Origin of the sequence: Planobispora longispora (assembly GCF_016863135.1) — a bacterium.
Classification (GTDB): domain Bacteria; phylum Actinomycetota; class Actinomycetes; order Streptosporangiales; family Streptosporangiaceae; genus Planobispora; species Planobispora longispora.
Map to the genome: position 1 here is coordinate 68,498 of NZ_BOOH01000052.1, position 16,585 is coordinate 85,082.

17 protein-coding genes are annotated in these 16,585 nt (G+C 73.6%); 3 read left to right on the forward strand and 14 right to left on the reverse strand.

From position 1 onward, the window contains the following. Positions 1 to 30: 30 nt before the first annotated feature. The 5 genes from Plo01_RS31120 to Plo01_RS31140 all read right to left on the reverse strand — a co-directional run bounded on the left by Plo01_RS31120 (position 31) and on the right by Plo01_RS31140 (position 6,895). On the reverse strand, positions 31 to 1,383 hold the full coding sequence (locus Plo01_RS31120) for an amidohydrolase (protein ID WP_203894301.1): 1,353 nt from the start codon (positions 1,381 to 1,383) through the stop codon (positions 31 to 33). Then, entirely contained in the window at positions 1,380 to 2,285 is a 906-nt protein-coding gene (locus Plo01_RS31125; protein WP_239317421.1) for an ATP-binding cassette domain-containing protein, read from the reverse strand. Before Plo01_RS31125 ends, Plo01_RS31120 begins: the two co-directional genes overlap by 4 nt. A 26-nt stretch (positions 2,286 to 2,311) precedes the next feature. After that, complete coding sequence (locus Plo01_RS31130) at positions 2,312 to 4,132, reverse strand: dipeptide/oligopeptide/nickel ABC transporter permease/ATP-binding protein (protein ID WP_239317423.1); 1,821 nt, start codon at positions 4,130 to 4,132, stop codon at positions 2,312 to 2,314. Between the two features lie 100 nt (positions 4,133 to 4,232). After that, positions 4,233 to 5,330 (reverse strand): ABC transporter permease, encoded by a 1,098-nt coding sequence (locus Plo01_RS31135; RefSeq protein WP_203894303.1) that lies wholly within the window; start codon positions 5,328 to 5,330, stop codon positions 4,233 to 4,235. Beyond that, entirely contained in the window at positions 5,327 to 6,895 is a 1,569-nt protein-coding gene (locus tag Plo01_RS31140; RefSeq protein ID WP_203894304.1) for an ABC transporter substrate-binding protein, read from the reverse strand. The genes Plo01_RS31135 and Plo01_RS31140 overlap by 4 nt, the downstream gene beginning before the upstream one ends. Positions 6,896 to 7,002: 107 nt before the next feature. Here Plo01_RS31140 and Plo01_RS31145 point away from each other — a divergent pair, with 107 nt between their 5' ends. Beyond that, on the forward strand, positions 7,003 to 8,025 hold the full coding sequence (locus Plo01_RS31145; protein WP_203894305.1) for an Lrp/AsnC family transcriptional regulator: 1,023 nt from the start codon (positions 7,003 to 7,005) through the stop codon (positions 8,023 to 8,025). 48 nt (positions 8,026 to 8,073) lie between these two features. Here Plo01_RS31145 and Plo01_RS31150 read toward each other — a convergent pair whose 3' ends face one another. Then, a complete protein-coding gene (locus Plo01_RS31150) occupies positions 8,074 to 8,859 on the reverse strand; it encodes a TetR/AcrR family transcriptional regulator (protein ID WP_203894306.1) in 786 nt (261 codons plus the stop codon). Between the two features lie 129 nt (positions 8,860 to 8,988). Here Plo01_RS31150 and Plo01_RS31155 point away from each other — a divergent pair, with 129 nt between their 5' ends. Next, the gene (locus Plo01_RS31155; protein ID WP_203894307.1) at positions 8,989 to 9,534 is read left to right on the forward strand and encodes a dihydrofolate reductase family protein; all 546 of its coding nucleotides are present in this window, start codon (positions 8,989 to 8,991) and stop codon (positions 9,532 to 9,534) included. Positions 9,535 to 9,556: 22 nt separating this feature from the next. Here the strand turns inward: Plo01_RS31155 and Plo01_RS31160 are convergent, their stop codons facing one another. From Plo01_RS31160 to Plo01_RS31170, 3 genes are all read right to left on the reverse strand, one after another. Next, positions 9,557 to 10,480, reverse strand: coding sequence for an extracellular catalytic domain type 1 short-chain-length polyhydroxyalkanoate depolymerase (locus Plo01_RS31160; protein WP_203894308.1), 924 nt, complete (start codon positions 10,478 to 10,480; stop codon positions 9,557 to 9,559). A 91-nt stretch (positions 10,481 to 10,571) separates the two neighbouring features. Then, a complete protein-coding gene (locus Plo01_RS31165; RefSeq protein WP_203894309.1) occupies positions 10,572 to 11,660 on the reverse strand; it encodes an NAD(P)H-dependent flavin oxidoreductase in 1,089 nt (362 codons plus the stop codon). Beyond that, positions 11,660 to 12,283, reverse strand: a complete 624-nt coding sequence (locus Plo01_RS31170) for a flavodoxin family protein (protein ID WP_203894310.1) — start codon at positions 12,281 to 12,283, stop codon at positions 11,660 to 11,662. The genes Plo01_RS31165 and Plo01_RS31170 overlap by 1 nt, the downstream gene beginning before the upstream one ends. Before the next feature lie 92 nt (positions 12,284 to 12,375). On the opposite strand from Plo01_RS31170, the gene Plo01_RS31175 reads away from it, so the two are divergent. After that, positions 12,376 to 12,987, forward strand: coding sequence for a TetR/AcrR family transcriptional regulator (locus tag Plo01_RS31175; protein ID WP_203894311.1), 612 nt, complete (start codon positions 12,376 to 12,378; stop codon positions 12,985 to 12,987). A 32-nt stretch (positions 12,988 to 13,019) separates the two neighbouring features. On the opposite strand, the gene Plo01_RS31180 is transcribed toward Plo01_RS31175, so the two are convergent. From Plo01_RS31180 to egtD, 5 genes are all read right to left on the reverse strand, one after another. Continuing rightward, a complete protein-coding gene (locus Plo01_RS31180) occupies positions 13,020 to 13,517 on the reverse strand; it encodes a hypothetical protein (RefSeq protein WP_203894312.1) in 498 nt (165 codons plus the stop codon). A gap of 105 nt (positions 13,518 to 13,622) precedes the next feature. Next, positions 13,623 to 13,766 (reverse strand): hypothetical protein, encoded by a 144-nt coding sequence (locus Plo01_RS31185; protein ID WP_203894313.1) that lies wholly within the window; start codon positions 13,764 to 13,766, stop codon positions 13,623 to 13,625. Between the two features lie 11 nt (positions 13,767 to 13,777). After that, positions 13,778 to 14,200, reverse strand: a complete 423-nt coding sequence (locus Plo01_RS31190; protein WP_203894314.1) for a hypothetical protein — start codon at positions 14,198 to 14,200, stop codon at positions 13,778 to 13,780. 126 nt (positions 14,201 to 14,326) lie between these two features. Beyond that, the gene (gene egtE, locus Plo01_RS31195; protein ID WP_203894315.1) at positions 14,327 to 15,604 is read right to left on the reverse strand and encodes an ergothioneine biosynthesis PLP-dependent enzyme EgtE; all 1,278 of its coding nucleotides are present in this window, start codon (positions 15,602 to 15,604) and stop codon (positions 14,327 to 14,329) included. Further along, positions 15,601 to 16,581, reverse strand: coding sequence for an L-histidine N(alpha)-methyltransferase (gene egtD, locus Plo01_RS31200; protein WP_203894316.1), 981 nt, complete (start codon positions 16,579 to 16,581; stop codon positions 15,601 to 15,603). The genes egtE and egtD overlap by 4 nt, the downstream gene beginning before the upstream one ends. Between the last annotated feature and the right edge of the window lie 4 nt (positions 16,582 to 16,585).

Sequence of the window (16,585 nt, forward strand, 5' to 3'; positions counted from 1 at the left end):
CGGGACGGCCCGGAGCAGCGGTCCAGGAGATCATGCCAGGTACTCCAGGGCGGCGGAGGTCAGGGCGGCCACTCCGACCGGGATCGCCGACAGGTCGGGCGCGAAGCGCGGGGTGTGGTTGCCGGGAACGCTCATGATCTTCTCCAGCCCGCTCTCGCCGGGCGCGGCCTCCCACGTCTCCGGCGGGGTGCCGCCGAAGAACCAGAAGGCGGACGGGATGGCCGCGCCGCCGTTGTGCTCGGCCATCCCGAAGCGGGGGAAGTCCTCGCTGCCCATCAGCGGGCCGTACTCCACCACCGCCTGCTCGCCGAACAGCTCCGCGTGCACGGCCCGCACCCGCCCGTCCACCTCGGGGTCGTTCATCGTCACGGGGAAGTCGGAGGAGACGGTCAGCTCCGGCGGACGCGGGCAGCGGGAGGCGGCGCACTCGGCCTCGGCGATGCGGCGGACCGCGTCGATGACCTGGTCGCGGACGGCCCGGGACTGCGTGCGGAGGTTCAGCGTGACCTCCGCCTCCTGCGGGATGATGTTGGCCTTCGTCCCGGCCCGCATCATCCCGACGGTGACGACGACGGCCTCGCGGGCGGGGATCTCGCGGGAGACGATCGTCTGGAGCCTGGTCACCAGGTAGGCGGCCGTCACCACCGGATCCACGCACACCTCCGGCGTCGAGCCGTGGCCGCCCCGCCCGAAGATCCGGACGGAGACGTTCGTCGCCGCCGACATGATCAGGCCGGCCCGATGCCCCATCAGCCCCACCGGGCCGGGGCCGACGTGCTGGCCGAGGACGACGTCCGGGCGGGGGAGGCGGCTGAACAGGCCGTCGTCCAGCATGGCCAGCGCGCCCTCGGCGGTCTCCTCGCCCGGCTGGCCCACCACCAGCAGCGTGCCCGACCAGGCGTCCCGGCCCCGAGCCAGGGACTCGGCGGCGCCGGCCAGGCAGGTGACGTGCAGGTCGTGGCCGCAGGCGTGCATGATCCCGGGAACGGTGCTGGCGTACGGCAGGCCGGTCTCCTCGGTGACCGGCAGCGCGTCCATGTCCCCGCGGATCATCACCGTCGGCCCGTCCCCGTTGCGCAGTACGGCCGCCACCCCGGTGCCGCCGATGCCCTCGACCGTCTCCAGCCCGGCGTCGCGCAGCCGTCCGGCGAGCCGGGCGGCGGTGCGGTGCTCGCGCATCGACAGCTCGGGGTGGGCGTGCAGGTCCCGGTAGAAGTCGGTCAGGGCGGCGACCGGCAGGCCGGACAGGAGGTCGCGGGTGGTCGCGGCCGAGGGCGATCCCGCGGGGGCGGGCGGGACCGGCGGATCATTGGAGAGAGGCTCGCCCGGCGGGACGGCCGGGACGGCGGGGACGGCGGAGGCGGAAGAGGTCGGCGAGGTCAACGTGACTCCTGGAGGGGGAACGCCGGAACGCTGCCGAGCAGCCGGCGGGTGTAGGGGTGGGCGGGGGAGCGGTAGACCCGGCGGCAGGGACCGTACTCGACGATTCTGCCCCGGTTCATCACCGCCACCTCGTCGCTGACGTGGCGGACCACGGCGAGATCGTGGGAGATGAACACCATGGTCAGCCGGAGCCGCTCACGCAGGCCGGCCAGGAGGTTGAGCACCTCGGCCTGGACCGAGCAGTCGAGCGCGGAGGTGATCTCGTCGGCGACGACCACCTCCGGCTCGGCGGCCAGGGCCCGGGCGATCGCGATGCGCTGGCGCTGCCCGCCGGAGAACTCGTGCGGGTAGCGGGCCGCCGCGTCGCCGTCCAGCGCGACCGTCTCCAGCCAGCCGGTGACGGCGTCGGCGTGCCGCCGGTGGTCGGCGCGGCGGGGGTCGATCGCCTCGGCGATGGCCTGGCCCACCGTCATGCGGGGGTTGAGCGAGGAATAGGGGTCCTGGGAGATCATCTGCACGCGCCGCCGCACCGCCGCCAGCCGCGCCCCGCGCAACGCCGACACGTCGGCGCCGTCGAGCAGGATCCGTCCCGTGCGGGGGCGCACCAGTCCGACCAGTGCCTTGGCGAGGGTCGACTTGCCCGATCCCGACTCGCCGACCAGGCCGAGGGTGGTGCCCTCGGCCACGCCGACGCTGACGTCGTCGAGCGCGACGTGGGCGCGGGAGCCGTGCCCGAAGACGACCGTCAGGTTCTCGGCGGCGAGCCGCATGGGAACGGCCGCCGGTTCCCCGGCGGAGACCTCCGCGGCAGAACCTCCTCGGACGGTGGAGACCTCCGCGGCAGAACCTTCTCGGACGGCGGGGGCTTCCGGGGCGGCGTCGTTCCCCCGGCGGGCTTCCACGGTGGCGTCACCTTCTCGGCGGGCTTTCACGACGGCACTCCCACGGCGTGGCAGGCGGCGGACCGGCCCTCGCCGGTGGGGACCGGCGCGGGCGGGTCGGTGGCGCAGATCGGCAGGGCGACGGGGCAGCGGGGGGCGAAGGCGCAGCCCCCGGGGCGGGCGGAGGGGGCGGGCGGACGGCCCGGGACGGTGGTCAGCGGGCCCCTCTCCTCATCCTCGTCGAGGCGGGGGGTGGCGGCCAGCAGCGCCCGGGTGTAGGGGTGGGCGGCCCGGCCGACGCGCAGGTCCGCCACGGGCAGTTCCTCGACGATCCGCCCCGCGTACATGACCAGGACGCGGTCGCAGAGCGTGCCCACCACGCCGATGTCGTGCGAGATGAACATCATCGCGGTCCCCTCGGCCGTGTTGATCTCCTTGAGCAGCTCCAGCACCTCGGCCTGGACGGTCACGTCCAGCGCGGTGGTGGGCTCGTCGGCGATCAGCAGCCGCGGGCCGGGCAGCACCGCGGAGGCGATCATGGCGCGCTGCCGCATCCCGCCGGACAGTTCGTGCGGGTGGCGGCGGACCACGGTCTCCGGCTGGAGGATCCGTACCGCCTCCAGCGCCTTGACCGCGCGCTCGCGGGCCTCGGCCCTGCCGACGCCGCGGTGGCGGCGGAGCACCTCGGTGAGCTGGCCGCCCATCCGCAGCGCGGGGTTGAAGGAGGCCGAGGGGTCCTGGTAGACGACGCCGATCTCGGTGGCGAGCCGGGCGGGTTCGGCGCGCCCGGTCAGATCCAGATCGCCCAGGCGAAGTCCGGCAGCCGTGGCGCGCACCCCGTCGGGCAGGAGCCGGGCGACCGCCATGGCGGTCAGGCTCTTGCCGGAGCCGGACTCGCCCACCACGCCGACGATCTCGCCGGGCATGACGTGGAAGGAGACGCCGTCCACCAGTCGCACCCCGCCGGGCAGCTCGACGCTGAGCCCGTCCACGACGAGCAGCGCGCCGTCCGGCGCCCGCCTGCCCGGCACGGGCGCGCTCGGGCTCCAGCCGTCCCGCCCGCGCCCGGCCCGGGGATCGCTGCCGGCGGCGAGTCCGTCGCCGACGAACCCCGCCAGCACCCCGGTCAGAGTGATCGCCACCGCCGGGCCCACCGCCTCGGCCGGGTTGGTGTAGATCGCCTCCAGGCCGGTGTCGAGCAGCGCCCCCCAGTCGTAGGCGGGCGGCTGCACGCCCAGTCCGAGGAACGACAGGCCCGACAGGGCGGTCAGTGTCCCGGCGAAGGCCACCGAGAGCAGCACGAGCAGCGGCTCGGCGATGTTGGGCAGCAGGTGCCTGGTCAGGACGCGGTACGGCGGCACGCCCAGCAGCCGGGCGGTGGCGACGAAGTCGCGCCCGGCGACCGAGGCGGCCAGGCTGGCGGTGAGCCGGGCGAAGGCCGGGCTCCACGCGACGCCGATCGCCAGCACCGCGGCGACCGGTCCGGCCCCCAGGATCGCGGCCACGACCAGGGCCAGGATCACCGCGGGGTAGGAGACCATGACGTCGATCAGGCGCAGCCCGGTCTCGCGGACGCGCGGCCCCGCCACCCAGACGGTCGTGCCGATCAGGATGCCCAGGACGCCCGCGATGGCGGTCGCCGCGGCGGTCATCAGCAGTGTGAGGCGGGTCGCGACCAGGGTGCGGGCGAGCACGTCGCGGCCCAGCGCGTCGGTGCCGAGCCAGTGCCCGGCCGAGACGCCCTCGCGGGCCGCGCCGGAGAGCTGCTGGGCGGCCTCGCCGAAGAGGTACGGGGCGGCCAGCCCGACCAGGGCGACGGCGGCCAGCCCGGCCAGGCCCGCCTTCAGCCCCGCCGTCCACCGGATCACGGCTCTCTCCTCGCGGCCGGGCGGGTCTTGCGGCTCCTCGCCGTCGATCGGATCACTTCGTGCCCCCGGAGGACCATGCGGCTCCTCACCGTCGGCCGGATCATGCATGGCTCCTTCCGGCGAGCGTGCGCGGGTCGAGCAGTCCCAGCAGCACGTCGACGATCATGTTGATCAGGGCGGCCAGCAGCCCCAGCACCAGCACCGTGCCCTGGATCACCGGGTAGTCGCGGGCGAGGATCGCCTCGACGACCCGGGTGCCCATGCCGGGCCAGGCGAAGACGCTCTCCACGATGACCGTGCCGCCCAGCAGCGCGCTGAGGGTCAGCCCGCCCAGGGTGAGGGTGCCGGTCAGGAGGTTGGGCAGGGCGTGCCGGGCGTACAGCGCCGGCGCGGGCAGCCGCCGCCCGCGCGCCGTGCGCATGTAGTCCTGCTCCAGCACGACCGCCGCCTCCCGGCGCACGACGCGGGCCAGCACGCACGCGCCGGGCAGCGCGATCGCCGTGACCGGCAGCACCAGCGCGGACAGGGTGGCCGCTCCGGAGGCGGGCAGCACCCCCAGCCCGATGGCGAAGACCAGGACCAGGAGCGTGCCGAGCACGTACTCGGGCGCCGCGCCCCCCAGGCCGGTGACGAAGGTGAAGGCGGCGTCCAGGCGTGGCCGCCGCCCGCCGCGGGTGGCGACCGCCACGGCCATGCCGAGCGGCACGGCCACCGCGAGCGCGACCACGACGGCCAGGAGCGCCAGCTCCGCGGTGAACGGCAGGCGCGCGGCGATGACGTCGGCGACCGGCTCCCGGGTCTGGAACGAGACGCCCAGGTCCCCGCCGAGCAGCCCGCCCGCGTAGGAGGCGAACTGCTCGGGAAGGGGACGGTCCAGGCCGATCTCGTGCCGGAGCTGCTCGATCTGCTGGGGGGTCGCGTCGGGACCGGCCAGGGCTCTGGCCGGGTCGCCGGGGATGAGCTGGACGATGAGGAAGGTGACGACCACCAGGGTGACCAGCACCGCCAGCAGCCCGCCGAGCCGGCGCAGCAGGAAGCCGGCCCAGGGATGGCCCCCGCCTCTGACGGCCGTGCCTTCAGGCGCGCCCGTCGCCGGGTTCTCCGATGTGTCCGTCACCGGTGTGCCGGGGGTGTCCGCCGCCGGATTCTCCGGCCGGTGGGACTGGGCGTCCACCGGCCGGTGATCCTCCGTTCTCATTTCTTGACGATCCTCAGCGAGGACGGGTCGACGAGACCGAGCGGGGTGGCGCCGGCGACGCGGCGGTTGAAGACATACGTGACGGGGACCGTGGACAGCGGCACGATGTCGTGCCGGCTCAGCACCGACTTCTGGGCCTCGGCCCACGCGGCGCACTTGGCGCTCTCGTCGACCGTGGCCATGGCCATGGCCACGTTCCGGCCGAACTCCGCGTTCTCGACCGCGCCGAAGTTGCGCCCGTTCGGCGGGGGCGGCCCGGTGAGGAGGACGGCGGCGTTGGTGAGGGTGGACGAGAGGTTCAGGTGGGCCATGACCGTGATGTCCCACTCGCCCTTGCCGCCGAGCACCTCGGTGGCCCAGGTGGCGTTGTCGACGTTGCGCAGGGTCACCTCGGCCCCGGCGGCCCGCAGGGCCTCCTGGACGTAGGTGTTGCCCGCGCCGCCGCCGACCCCGTTGGTCCCGGTCAGCGTGAGCTTGACGCCGGAGAGCGTCTTCTCGGCGGCCTCGGGGTCGGCCGGGGTCACCAGGGAGGCGTCGGCGTTCGCGCAGGGGATCGTGCTGTCGGCGAAGCTCTTCATGACCTCGCCCTTGCCGCCGAAGACCTTGTTGAAGGCCGCGGGGTCCAGCGCCCGGGAGACGGCCTGACGGATCTTCTGATCCGCGCCCGGGTGGCCCTCGCGCTGGTTGAAGACGACGAACATGCGCAGCACCGGCGCGGTGAACTTGGTGTACTCGGCGTCGGAGAAACGGGCGGCGTCGGGGCCGGTGAACGCGGCGTAGTCCAGGACGCCGGTGCTCAGCTCGTTGGCCGCGGTGCTCTCGTTGCCCATGACCGTGATCTCGATGGTTTTGGCCGGTTCGCCCTGCGGCTGGTCGGAGTAGGGGACGAAGGCCGTGTAGCCGTCGCGGAGCCTGAGCGTGTAAGCGGCGCCGCGCTGGGCCTTCTCGATCACGTACGGCCCGGTGCCCGCGCCGGGCACCGGGCCCTGCGCGAGCTTGGCCGGGTCGGCGAGGCCGGGGGCGCAGACGATGCCGGTCGGCCCGTTCGCCAGGCCCGTGACCAGGTCGGACCAGGGGGTGGCGAGCTTGACGGTGACCGTGCCCGCGGTGTTGTCGGACGTGATGTCGATCTTGTTTCCGGGGCCGAAGACCAGGCCGACGCCCGGCGCCCCCGTCGCGGGGTCGGCGTAGCGCCTGAGCGACGCCGCCACGTCCGCGGGGGTGAGCGGCTTGCCGTCGGAGCAGGTCAGGTCTTTGCGCAGGGTGAACACGGCAGAGGTGGGCGTGGCCTCCCACTTCTCCGCGAGTCCAGAGACGATCTTCCCGCCGTCGTCGCGGCCCACGAGGGTGTCGTAGGCCAGGGCGGCGAAGCCGTAGTCGGTGGCGGCCGAGGCCTTGGCCGGGTCGAAGCCGGTGACGTCGGAGGTCACCGCGTACCGGATGACGGCGTCCTGGCCGGAGGCCGTGACGTCGCCGGGCGTGCCGGTGGAGGTGGTGCAGGCGGAAGCGAGAAGCGCGGCGGAGGCCGCGAGCGCGGTCCCGGCGGTGCGTCGGGTTCGTGGCATGGTGAACTCCCGGAGAAGGAGGTGGAGACCCGGAGGTGGTGCAAGAATCGCCTCTTCACCGCCTATGCCGCCCAAACTGCACGATTCTTCTCGGGAAGCCTCCTCACATGCACAGAACCGCAATGTTGGATGAACTCGACCTGGCGCTCATCAACGCGCTCCAGATGGCGCCCCGGGCGCCCTGGAGCCGGCTGGCCGGTCCGCTGGGCGTGGATCCCGCCACGCTCTCGCGGCGCTGGGCCCGCCTCAGCCGGAGCGGCTGCGCCTGGGTCACCTGCGTCGCCGGTCCCTCGCAGGTCGAGTTCGGCGCGTTCGCCCTCGTCGAAGTGGGATGCGCGCCGGGTATGCGCGAGGAGGTCGCCGCGCGGCTGGCCGGGGACCCGCACGCGCTGAGCGTGGAGATCACCACCGGAAACCGCGACCTGCTGCTCACGGTCGGGGCCGCCAACCTGACCCTGATGAGTGAGTACGCGCTGCACCGGCTGGGGAATCTGCCGGGGATCACCTCGACCCGCACCCATCTGGCGCAGCGCATCCACCGCGAGGCCAGCCGGTGGCGGTTCGACTCGCTCAGCCAGGATCAGCGGCGCGACCTCGAGAGCCGCGACGCGCGCCGGGCGGAGCCGGCGATCTCCAGCGCCGAGGAGAACGAGGTGATCCTCGCGCTGGCCGTCGACGGCCGCCAGCCCTACGCCCAGCTCGCCGAGACGGTGGGGAAGCCGGAGAGCACCGTGCGGCGACTGGCCGCGGCGGCGCTCGGCAGCGGCCGCGCGGTGCTCCGCTGCGAGGCGGCGCACCTGCTCGCCGGCTGGCGGGTCACCGCCACCCTGTGGCTGAGCGTGCCGCCCGTCGACCTCGACGTCGTCGCCGACGGCATGGCGAACATGCGCGAGGTCCGGCTGTCGTGCTCGATCGTCGGGGAGGCCAACCTCCTGGCCACGGTCTGGCTGCACGGCCTGAACGAGCTGTCGCGGTTCGAGGCGCAGCTGGCCGCGCGCTTCCCGGCGATCCGCATCCTCGACCGGACCGTCACGCTCAGGTGGGTCAAGCGGATGGGCCGCCTCCTGGACGCCGAGGGCCGCAGCATCGGCTACGTCCCCATGGACATGCGGGTCCCCGTCCCCCGGTGAACCGGCCGTCAGAACTTCTACGGGAGTCTTCGGAAACCGCCCCGGCTTTCAGTCCCGTGGCGCTGCGTTTGCTTCGAGGCCGTCGAGCAGCAGACGCAGGCCGATCCGCCAGCCGCTGCTCGCCGCCGTCGTCGGCCTGGTCGCATGGTGCGCGCCTGCCGCCGGGGCGGCGTGCGGGCGGTCGTCCTGGTCATCGGTGAACGTGGCGCTGGCGTGGAGGAGCGCCGGGTACCGTTCGGGATGTTCCTGCAGCCGGGCGAGCAGGCGTTGCCCGGTGTCGCCGGGAAGCGTCCAGGGCTGGGTGCCCGTACCGGTGACGGCGACGGAGCGCACGAGGGCGAACATGGCCAGCACGACATCCGGGCGTTGGGCGATCGGCAGTCCGCTCGGGCCGAGGGCGGCCAGCGCGGCCTCGATCCAGCCGACCTCGCGCGGACCCATGGACCGCTCGCCGATCGTGGCCGCCGGCAGCCAGGGGTGGCGTTGCCAGACGGCGTGCAGGTCGTCGGCCCACCGTTCGACGCGGAGGCGCCAGCCGGGGATGTGGGACAGGTCCGGCGGGTCTTCGACGGCGTGTTCGACGGTCAGCGCGACGAGTTCGGCCTTGCTGCGCACGTAGCGGTAGAGCGCGTTCTTCGTGACCCCGAGGATGGTGGCGACCCGCTGCATCGACACGGCGTGCAGACCTTCGGCGTCCGCGACGTGCACCGCGGCCGCGGCCAGGGCGGTGCGGGTCAGTGAGGGCTGCGGTCCGAAGCGTGGCGACGGCGGCGGGGACCACAGAAGCGTCAGGATGCTCTCTTCGTCGTCATCGTCGGCGGGTGCGGGGCTCATCGTTGATCCCTTCTTGCGGCTCGGACAGGACTGTGCCTATCGTACACAGTGTGCGGCGGACACAGTGGCCGTGCGACACAGTCATTCCATAGATGCCCGAGAGCTAAGGGATTTTCCACGATGCGACGCGTGATCGTTTCGACCTTCGTCACCCTCGACGGTGTGATGGAGGCCCCGGAGACCTGGTCGTTCGACTTCCACGACGAGGAGAACATGAAGGACGCACTCGAGTTGCTGCTCGGGGCGGAGGCTCTGCTGCTGGGCCGTAGGACCTACGACGGCTTCGCCGAGGCTTGGCCGTCCCGCGAGGACCCGATGGGATTCGCCGACAAGATGAACACGATGCCCAAGTACGTCGCCTCGACCACGTTACGCGAGCCGACCTGGGACGGCACCGAGATCCTCGACGGCGCCGACGGCGACGTCGTCGACCAGGTCGCCGCCCTCAAGCGGGCCGGTGACGGCGACCTGCTCATGTACGGCAGCGCCACCCTCATGCGCCACCTGCTCGCCGCAGGCCAGATCGACGAGATCCGGCTGCTGCTCAACCCGGTCGTCGCCGGTTCCGGCCGCAAGCTGTTCCCCGACGGCCAGCCGCGCACCGCACTGGACCTGGTCGAGACGCACCGGTACCCGGGCGGGATGGCCCGGTTGACCCTCCGCCCACGCGCATAGCCGCCCCGGGGAGGCGCGTGGATCAGCGCTCGGGGTGCGCGGCGAAGAAACGCCAGATGACGGCGGTGGCGTCGAGGCCCGGGTACGGGGGATCGGCCCGCTCGCGCACGACCTCGCCGCCGGGCCACTGGTGACCCGCCCCCTCGATGGTGATCAGCTCGACGGCGCGGCCGTGCCGGCACCGGGCGCGTTCGGCGGTGACCGCTCCCGACCGGGAGACGGCGGGGCGGCCGCAGCGGTCGGTCGCCCGCCAGCCGGCGAGGACCGCGCGCACGGGTGGGCCGTCGATCCGGGCGATCCCGGTGCCCGGGGCGCCGTCGAAGCGCACCATCCGGTCGGCCAGGCCGTGTACGTGGATCACCGACAGGGGCTTCGGCGCGGGGCAGCCGCCGAGCCGGGTCGCGGCCACCGGCCCGATCGCCGCGAAGACCGTGCTGTCGCAGGCCAGCCGGTAGGCCATCATGCCGCCGTTGGAGATCCCCGTGGCGTACACCCGCGCGGGGTCGACGCTCAGCTCGCGGCGGATCTCCGTGACCATCCGGCCGATGAAGGCCACGTCGTCCACCCGCTCCCGGCCCGGCCGGCCGCAGCAGCCGTCGCCGACGTTCCACGCCCTGCCGTATCCGTCGGGGTAGGCGACGGCGAAGCCCCGCCGGTCGGCCTCGGCGTTCCAGCCGTACGACCGCTCCGCCTGCCGCGCCGAGCCGAGACCGCCGTGCATCATCACCACCAGCGGCGCCTTCTCCGGGAGAGAGGCGGGCCGGTAGAGCCGGTAGGAGCGTTCGAGACCGCCGACATCGACCGTGTGCACAGTGGTCTCACCCGTTCCCGCCCCGGCGCCGCTCCCGCCCGTTCCCGCCGTTCCCGCCGTGGCGACGCTCCCCGCCGCGCACGTCATGGCCAGTACGGCCAGCGCCGCCGCCGCACCGGTACGGATCACCCGCATGCCCCGACTCCCTTCCCTCGGTGACTCATCGAGGGAAGGGAACCGGAGTTCTCTGGCAAATTCCTGTGATCTCGCGATATTCCAGGGCGCGTCACCGGCCGCCGCTCATGATCTTTCCTGTCTCGGCCAGCAGCCTCCCGACGTAGTCGCGGGCCCCGGCCGCCACGGTCAGCGCCGCCGCCTGGCCCGCCCACAGGTTCACCAGGCCGGGCAGGCCGCGCCGGGCCGCCTCCCGGCGCAGGCCCAGCATCAGCGCGTTCTGCACCGGGTAGGGCGGCACCTCCGCCTCGAAGTCCGCCATCTCCCGGACGAACCGGTTGGGGATCGCCCTGGCCAGCCGCCCGGAGAACAGCCTGGTGAGCACGGTGACCCGGGCCTCGGGGGAGTGCAGGGCGGCCTTGTGCAGCGCGCTGGCCCCCGACTCCCCGGTGGCCAGGAAGCCGGTGCCGATCTGCACGCCGTGCGCGCCGAGTGTGATCGCCGCGGCGACGCCGCGCCCGTCGGCGATCCCGCCGGCGGCGATGACGGGGACGGAGACGGCGTCGGCGACCTGCGGGACGAGGGAGAAGGTGCCGACCAGCGACTCGCCCACGGGTCGCAGGAAGGCGCCCCGGTGCCCGCCCGCGTCGCTGCCGGAGGCGACGACCGCGTCCAGCCCCGCCTGCTCCAGGGCGACCGCCTCGTCCACGGTCGTCGCGGTGCCGATCGTCAGGACGCCCCTGCGGCGGGCCTCGGTGAGCACCCGTGCGGGCGGGACGCCCATGACGAAGCTGACCACCGGGGGATCGGCCGCGAGCAGCGCGTCCACCTGGTCGTCGAAGTCCGGCACGGCCGGTCGGCCGGGCTCGGGCGCCGGGAGGCCGAGCTCGTCGAAGTACGGCCGGAGCCGCTCGACGTCGGCCGGTGTCGCCCGCAGCTCCGCCTCGCCGGGCTGGGGGACCCAGAGGTTGACCGCGAACGGCCGGCCGGTCGCCGCCTTGAGCTCGGCGACCAGGGCGGTGAGCTCGTCGGGGGTGAGGATGTGGCCGCCGTACGAGCCCAGGCCGCCCGCCTCGGAAACGGCCGCGGCCAGTGCGACGGACGACAGGCCGCCGCCGAAGGGGCCCTGCACGATCGGGTGGTCCAGGCCGAGCAGCCGCTCCAGTCTGCCGCTGGACCACGCGGGGATGCGCGCGCCCATCAGACGGCCGCCCCATCGAGGGCCCCGTCGAGGGCGCGACGACCGGAGGCGAGCCGGAGTGCGGTCTGGGCGACCCGGCGGCCCAGATGTTCGGCCGTACGCAGGTCGGCGGGGGAGGGGGCGGTGTCGGGGCCCGCGTCGGAGGGCGACTGGGCCATCGCGCCGAGGAAGCCGCCGAGGCGGTTGAGATCGTCGTCGCGGCCCTGGGCGCTGTACAGCCAGCCCGGCGGCAGGCCCAGGGTCACCCAGGTCATGCCGTGCTGGGCGGCGAGGAGCGCCATGGAGGTGAGTGTGTTGAGCTTGTCGCCGTTCACCCCGGCCGAGTTCGTGAAACCGGCGGCGACCTTGTCGCGCCAGCCCATGTCCGCCCAGACCTTGGCGCTGGCCTCGGCGAACGTCTGGAAGGCGGCCGACTGGCTGCCCATGTAGGTCGGGGAGCCGAAGATGATGGCCTCGGCCCTGCCCAGGGACTCCCACAGCTCGTCGGTCAGGGAGGTCACATCGTGCAGCTCCGCCAGCACGCCGGGGACGGAACGCGCGCCGTCGGCGGCGGCCCGCGCCTGGCGCGCGGTGTGGCCGTAACCGCTGTGGTAGGCGACGGCGACAGTGATCAAGTCAGGCATCGGTGCCCTTTCTGGTTCGCAGGTGCGAGTCGAGCTTATAGACGACCGGTCAACTATGTCCAATCATAGTTGACCGACCGTATACTTCGGACATGGGACGATCGAGCACCGCCCGCGAACGACTCCTTGAGGCCGCCTGCGAGCTCATGCTGAGCCGCGGGTACGGCAGCATCGGCGTGGCCGAGATCTGCGCGCGCGCCGATGTGCGCAAGGGCAGCTTCTATCACTTCTTCGAGTCCAAGCAGGCCCTGACGATCGCGGTCGTCGACGCCCACTGGCAGGCGCAGCGGGCGGCCTGGACCGCCATCCTGAACGGGCCGGAGCCCGCTCTCGACCGGCTGGAACGGCTCTTCCGTGAGCAGGCGGAGGGGCAGCGCCGGGCCAAGCTGTCCGGCGGGGCGGTGCACGGCTGCCTCCTGGCCAACCTGGCGCTCGAACTGAGCCAGCAGGACAGCCGGGTCCAGGAGCGCCTGGAGGAGATCTTCGCCGAGCAGATCGGCCTGGTCCAGGCGGCCCTCGACGACGCGGCGGGCGAGGGCGCCATCCCGGCGCCGCGGCCGGGCACGGCCCGCTCACTGGTGGCGCAGCTGGAAGGGCTGGTGCTGTTCGCGAAACTGAGCAACGACCCGGAGATCCTGGACGACCTGTGGGAGCAGGCCGGACTCCTGCTGAGAACATCCGCCAGCCCCGCCCTCGCCGGGTAGGCCCGTTCCGGCCCGCGCCCGGGGAGGAATGATCACCAGGTGCGCTCGAAGGTGAACTCGGCTCCGCTTCCGCTCTCCCGGTAGCCCATCGCCCGCAGCGTCTTGTCCGGAGCCGCCCGGCCGGCGAACTCCTGTGCCACCTCGCGCAGGCGGGGGTCCAGCCCGCTCGCCGTCTCCCGCAGGTACGCGTCGGCGTCCAGCCCGACCAGCTCGGCCGCCCGGTGCAGGACGGCCAGCGAGGGCAGCACGTCACGGAAGTCGCGTGCGGCGACCACCCCCAGCAGCACCGCGCGGATGCCGCGGGCCAGCGGCTGCGCCGACCCGAGCCGGACCGCCAGCGTGGCGGCCCGCTCGCCGTAACAACTCAGCACCGAGTCGGCGTGAGCGGGCAGCCGCTCAGGCAGGGGACCCAGATCCGCCCAGGTGAATCCGTCGAGCAACGCGCCGATGCGATCGTCGATCGCGTGCGGCAGCTCCCGGTCGGCGTAGTTCCCGGTGCGTTCGTCCGACAGGGCTTCCAGTCCGCTCATGGCCTCTTCTTCCTGGGTTCGGGCCCGGGGATGAGGAACTGGAAGGTCGGGTCCCCGACGTACCCAGCCTTGATCAGCATCCGGTACTCCCGCGCCAGCACTCGTTCACGTTTGTTCTTGCGGTCCCACATCGAAGGTCAAAGGCGAGGCGACATAGACCGCCATTCTCCGTTTGATGATGCTCTTGATCCACTTGTCGTTCTTGTCAATGATCCACCCGCCGATGTCGAGCACCTCGTCGCCGGGCACCCCCAGGAGCGTCAGGGTGTCGTCACGGGTCCCGATGACCCCGACCAGCGGGCAGCTGGTGTCTCACGGGCCGCCGGGAAGCCGAGCATCCAGGTGACCGGGTCGCGGGCGTGGGTCGTGGTGTCGCAGGTGTTGTCGGTGGACACCGCGGTGTCGCCGTAGTCGTTGGCCCTGCTGACCAGGCCGTCGGCGTTGTAGGAGGTGCGGCTCCCGCTCCAGCGCCAGCCGACGCCCGCCCAGCCCGCCTGGTTGTTGGCCGAGGAGGTGGCGGCGTCCAGACCGGAGGTGTCGTGGGCCGGCGTGGTCACCCGGACGGCGGAAGGTGAGCCCGCACCCGCCCGGCTCACCTCGACCGGTGATCGCGCGGCGGCTGTGCGGGTGCCGGACAACTCGATCCCGGCGGTGCCCGGCGCGGGCCACTCGGGCGGCTTCATGTCCGCGCGTATGCCTTACCTCCCGGTCACCCGGTCCCACAGAGCTGCGAGCGGCACACCGGGGAGGCTGCACCATCCCGGTTGTATGTCAAGAAATTTCATGAACCAAGGTCCGATTGAAAAATGTTAACGATGAGAGGCGTCGAGGAGGCGCGCCAGGGCGTTCAGGGTCTCCGCGGGCGTTCCGGGGGAGGGGGAGACGCGGAGCACGGGGATCTGCATGTCCAGCGGCGCTCTGCCGACCGGCACGGTGCCCACGAGCAGGGACGCCTCCGCGGCCCGGGAGGCGGCGTCCGCGACGGCCGCCACGGGATCCATGCCCGGCGGGGGCCTGAGCGTGACGACGGCGGAGGGCTCGTCGAGCGGCTCGGCCGCGCGCCAGCCGCCGGCCCCGTCGAGGAGACGGCGCGCCGTGACGCCCAGCTCCGCCAGGCAGGCGTGGAGCGCGGCGGGGCCGAGCGCGTGGTGCTCCCGTACGGCGACGCCGAGGCCCGACCGTGCGGCCATCGATCCCTCGGCGGTCTCGTAACGGGCCGCGCCCGGCAGGGGCGAGGGTTCCCCGCGTGCCCAGACGTGACCGCCGAGCGCGGGCGCCGCGGCGTCCATCTCCCAGCGGCGTCCGGTCCCGCCGGGCTCCCGGTCACGCCCGTCCCCGCCGTCCCCGCGGCCGTCCCGGGCTCCGCCGGACTCCTGATCGTCCCCGGCGAGACCGGGGACGATCAGGAAGCCGGCCCCGCGCGGCCCGGCGAGCCACTTGCGGGACGTCCCGACGTAGGCGGCGGCGCCGACGCCGCCGGTGTCCACATGCCCGAGGGACTGGCACACGTCCAGGACCAGCGGCACTCCGGCCTCGCGGCACAGCCGCCCGATCGCCCGCGCGGGCTGGACGACGCCCCGGTGCGAGGCGATGTGCGGGACGGTCAGCAGGTCCAGCCCGCCGGCCAGTACGGATCTCAGCCCGCCCGGGTCGACGCGGGAGTCGTCGTCCACCGGGACCTCGACCAGCCGCCAGCCGCGATCCCGGGCCAGGCGGCGCAGGAGCATGAGCGTGCTGCCGTACTCGGTGCGGGTGAACCCGACCCGGCTGCCCGGAGGGAGCCGCCACCCGCCCAGCAGCGCCGCCATCGCCGCCGTCCCGCTCTCCAGGAAGGCGACGTCCCGCGCGCCCGCGCCGACCAGGGCGGCCAGCGCGGACCGGGACGCGGTCAGGTCCGCGACCGCGCGGTATCCGCCCACCTCGCACTCCCGCCGCAGGTGCGCGACGACGGCGCCGAGCACCTGGTCACTGGGGACGTTGCACCCGGCTGCGTCGAGGTGGCCGGGCGGCGCGCCGGGCCGCGCCGCCCGCCAGGCCCCGGCGATCGCCGCGTGCACCGGCCGGGCTCCGTGGGTTCCGGTGGTCATACACCGGCCAGGGTGAGGCTGAAGTCGCCGGTGGGGTCGGTGTACTGGCGCAGCGTCGCGAACCCGGCCGCGGCGAGCTCGTCCCGGAGCCCCTCCAGGCGGAACTTGGCGCTGATCTCCGTGCGCATCTCCTCCCCGGCGGCGAACGACACCGACAGGCCCAGGCCGCCGACCCGGACCCGCAGGTCCCGGGTCGCGCGCAGCCGCATCTCGATCCAGTCGTTCCGCTCGTCGTACAGCGCCACGTGCTCGAAGGCGTCCGGGGCGAAGTCGGCCTCCAGCTCCCGGTTGATCACGTGCAGGACGTTGCGGTTGAACGCGGCCGTCACCCCGGCCGCGTCGTCGTAGGCCGCGACCAGCCGGGCGGTGTCCTTGACCAGGTCGGCTCCGAGAAGGAAGGTGTCGCCGGGGCGGAGGGTGGCGCGCAGGTCCTTCAGGAAGATCGCGCGCGCGGCCGGGTCGAGGTTGCCGACGGTGCCGCCGAGGAAGGCCACCATCCGCCGGCCCGCCCGCGGCAGCAGCCCCAGGTGGTGCTCGAAGTCGGCGCAGACCGCCCGCACGGTGAGCCCGGGGGAGCGGGCTGTGATCCGCCGCGCCGCCTCGGTGAGGGTGAGCGCGTCGACGTCCACCGGCGTGTAGGCGCGCAGCGTCCCGGCCTCGGTGAGGGCGTCGAGCAGCAGGACGGTCTTCTCGCTGGTCCCCGAGCCGAGCTCGACGAGGGTGTCCGCGCCGCAGGCCGCCGCGATGTCGGCGGCCCGCTCGCGCAGGATGGCCAGCTCCCGGCGGGTCGGGTAGTACTCGGGCAGGCGGGTGATCTGCGTGAACAGTTCGCTGCCCGTCGCGTCGTAGAACCACTTCGGCGGGAGCTGCTTGGGCATGGCCGTCAGCCCGGCGCGGACGTCGTGTTCGAGGGCCTGGCGCAGGTAGTCGCGGTCGAGATGGTTGATCACGTGGACGGCTGACTGGCTGACGGGCACGGGG

What these genes read in the sequence shown, in the direction of transcription:
- Plo01_RS31145 (WP_203894305.1), top strand. Translation starts at nt 7,003, where the DNA reads ATGCACAGAACCGCAATGTTGGATGAACTCGACCTGGCGCTCATCAAC.
- Plo01_RS31150 (WP_203894306.1), bottom strand. Translation starts at nt 8,859, where the DNA reads ATGAGCCCCGCACCCGCCGACGATGACGACGAAGAGAGCATCCTGACG.
- egtE (WP_203894315.1), bottom strand. Translation starts at nt 15,604, where the DNA reads ATGACCACCGGAACCCACGGAGCCCGGCCGGTGCACGCGGCGATCGCC.
- Plo01_RS31170 (WP_203894310.1), bottom strand. Translation starts at nt 12,283, where the DNA reads ATGCCTGACTTGATCACTGTCGCCGTCGCCTACCACAGCGGTTACGGC.
- Plo01_RS31135 (WP_203894303.1), bottom strand. Translation starts at nt 5,330, where the DNA reads ATGAGAACGGAGGATCACCGGCCGGTGGACGCCCAGTCCCACCGGCCG.
- Plo01_RS31175 (WP_203894311.1), top strand. Translation starts at nt 12,376, where the DNA reads ATGGGACGATCGAGCACCGCCCGCGAACGACTCCTTGAGGCCGCCTGC.
- Plo01_RS31190 (WP_203894314.1), bottom strand. Translation starts at nt 14,200, where the DNA reads ATGAAGCCGCCCGAGTGGCCCGCGCCGGGCACCGCCGGGATCGAGTTG.
- Plo01_RS31165 (WP_203894309.1), bottom strand. Translation starts at nt 11,660, where the DNA reads ATGGGCGCGCGCATCCCCGCGTGGTCCAGCGGCAGACTGGAGCGGCTG.
- Plo01_RS31140 (WP_203894304.1), bottom strand. Translation starts at nt 6,895, where the DNA reads ATGCCACGAACCCGACGCACCGCCGGGACCGCGCTCGCGGCCTCCGCC.
- Plo01_RS31160 (WP_203894308.1), bottom strand. Translation starts at nt 10,480, where the DNA reads ATGCGGGTGATCCGTACCGGTGCGGCGGCGGCGCTGGCCGTACTGGCC.
- Plo01_RS31180 (WP_203894312.1), bottom strand. Translation starts at nt 13,517, where the DNA reads ATGAGCGGACTGGAAGCCCTGTCGGACGAACGCACCGGGAACTACGCC.